This is a genomic window from Streptosporangium sp. NPDC051022 (assembly GCF_040683035.1).
In the GTDB taxonomy this organism is placed as follows: Bacteria; Actinomycetota; Actinomycetes; order Streptosporangiales; family Streptosporangiaceae; genus Streptosporangium.
In genome coordinates this window covers 1-1,895 of the sequence record NZ_JBFBCF010000086.1, presented here as the reverse complement: position 1 = coordinate 1,895, position 1,895 = coordinate 1, and the positions used below count along the sequence as shown (strand labels likewise).

The window sequence follows — 1,895 nt, the reverse complement described above, 5'->3', positions numbered from 1 at the left end:
ATCGGCGTGATGAGGTGCGGGATGCCCTCGTAGACGGACAGCTCGACCCGCTTGGGGTCGACCAGCACCATCCGCACCTCGTCGGGCGTGGCGCGGGTGAGGACGGAGCAGATGAGGCTGTTGACGCAGACGGACTTGCCGGCGCCGGTGGCGCCGGCTATCAGTAGGTGCGGCATTTTCGCGAGGTTGGCGATGACGACCTTGCCCTCGACGTCCTTGCCCAGGCCGACGACCAGGGGGTGGTGCTCGGCCTGGGCGGCCTGGCTGCGCAGGATGTCGCCGAGGGCGACTAGGTCCTTGTCGGTGTTGGGGATCTCGACGCCGATCGCGGACTTGCCGGGGATGGGGCTGATGATGCGGACATCGGCCGACTTCGTGGCGTAGGCAATGTTCTTGGTCAGGCCCGTGACCTTCTCCACCTTCGTGGCAGGGCCGAGTGTGATCTCGTAGCGGGTGACGGTCGGGCCGCGGGTATAGCCAGTCACCTTCGCGTCGATGCCGAACTCCTCCAGTACCCCGCCGATCGCGCCCACCACGACCTCATTGGCCTTGGTCTGAGGCCTGGGTGCACTGCCAGCCTTCAAAGTGTCGATGCTGGGCGGGGTGTAGGTGTCCGGTTGGGTGCTTTCAGGGGTGGCCTTTCGCTGGGCGGGGATCTCCACTGTCGGAGCGTCCTCCTCGGCGGCCTTCTGCTTCTCCTCGGGCTCGTCCTCCTTGGCGGTTTCGTCGTCGGGTGTGTCGTCTTCAACGTCCACCCTGTAGCGGGCCAGGTTCGGCAGCCGCTCCGGCAGGCGTAGCCGGCGCAGCGGGGCGGCGAGCATCAGGCCGTAGCCGCCGAACGCGATGAGGGCGACCGCCACCAGCAGGCCCGGCAGGTACAGAGACGGCCACGAGGATGCCAGGCCGAGTAGGCCGCCGCTGGCGGCGATGGTCTCCCAGGAGGCGGTGAGGGTGGGGGTGCCGCACAGGATGTGAACGAGCCCAGCCGTAGCCACTGTGATGAGGGCCAGGCCGGTTCCGCGGCGCATGGTCACGGCGTGCTGGTCGGGGCGGCGCCACAGGCGCACTCCTAGCCAGAGCAGCCACACGATGGGGAGCAGCCAGACCGGGCCGCCGGCCAGGACACGCACCGGTAGCTGCGCCGGACCTTGGTTGTGCAGGACGGCCAGGGCGACTGCGGCGGCGACAAGGGCTAGGGCGGTGCCGTCGCGGCGGGTGGCTTCGGACACCTCGGCGGGGCCTCCGGTCGCTGCGCGGATGATGACGCCGCAGCCGCGGGCCAGGTGGTGAAGTCCGCGCCAGGCGGTGCGCAGGAGTTTTTCCAGGGAGTCGTCGCGGCGGGCGGTGCGGGTGGGGCGAGCGGGCCGGGCTGGTGGGCGGGTGGTGGTGCGCCGGGCAGGGCGGCGTTTGGCGGTCACTGGTGTCCTCCGCGGCGGTGAGTGGTGGTGACCAGGGCGAGCACGAGGATGATCAGGGCCAGGCCGGCGGCTGTTTTGAGGTCGTAGTTGGGTACTGCCGCCACTACCGCGACCAGAGCTAAGCCAGCCGCCCCACCTAAGGGGTAGGTCGCCCAGCCGGGGATGAGGGGGCGCCGAGCGGTGGGTGCGGGGGCTGGCGGGTGCTCTTCGCTGGCCTGCTCTGGAGCTTTCGGCGTCTCCTGAACCTCTTGAGGGTGCGGCTCGTGGCTGGGGACGGGTGGGGCGTCACGCTCTATCTCGGCTAGGCGCAGCAGGATCTCCGCGTCGTCGCCGAACCGGGGCGCTGCCCACTGGTTGTGGATGGCGGTGAGGACGGAGCTGTGCTCGTGGCGGTCACGTGTGGCGGCGAGGTTCCACCAGTCGTCGTCGTCCCATGCGGCGTCCATGGGGACGCTGTTGGGGTTGTCGAGGAGCATC

The 1,895-nt window shown here is 69.8% G+C and carries 2 protein-coding genes; both read right to left on the bottom strand.

Annotated elements, in window-relative coordinates:
* Window positions 1–1,418 (bottom strand): DNA translocase FtsK (locus AB0N02_RS47295; protein WP_363961755.1); only part of this gene is annotated, 1,418 nt, incomplete at its 3' end.
* Window positions 1,415–1,895, bottom strand: a 481-nt coding sequence (locus tag AB0N02_RS47290) for a hypothetical protein (RefSeq protein ID WP_363961753.1), incomplete at its 5' end; no start/stop codon positions are given. The genes AB0N02_RS47295 and AB0N02_RS47290, both read right to left, overlap by 4 nt.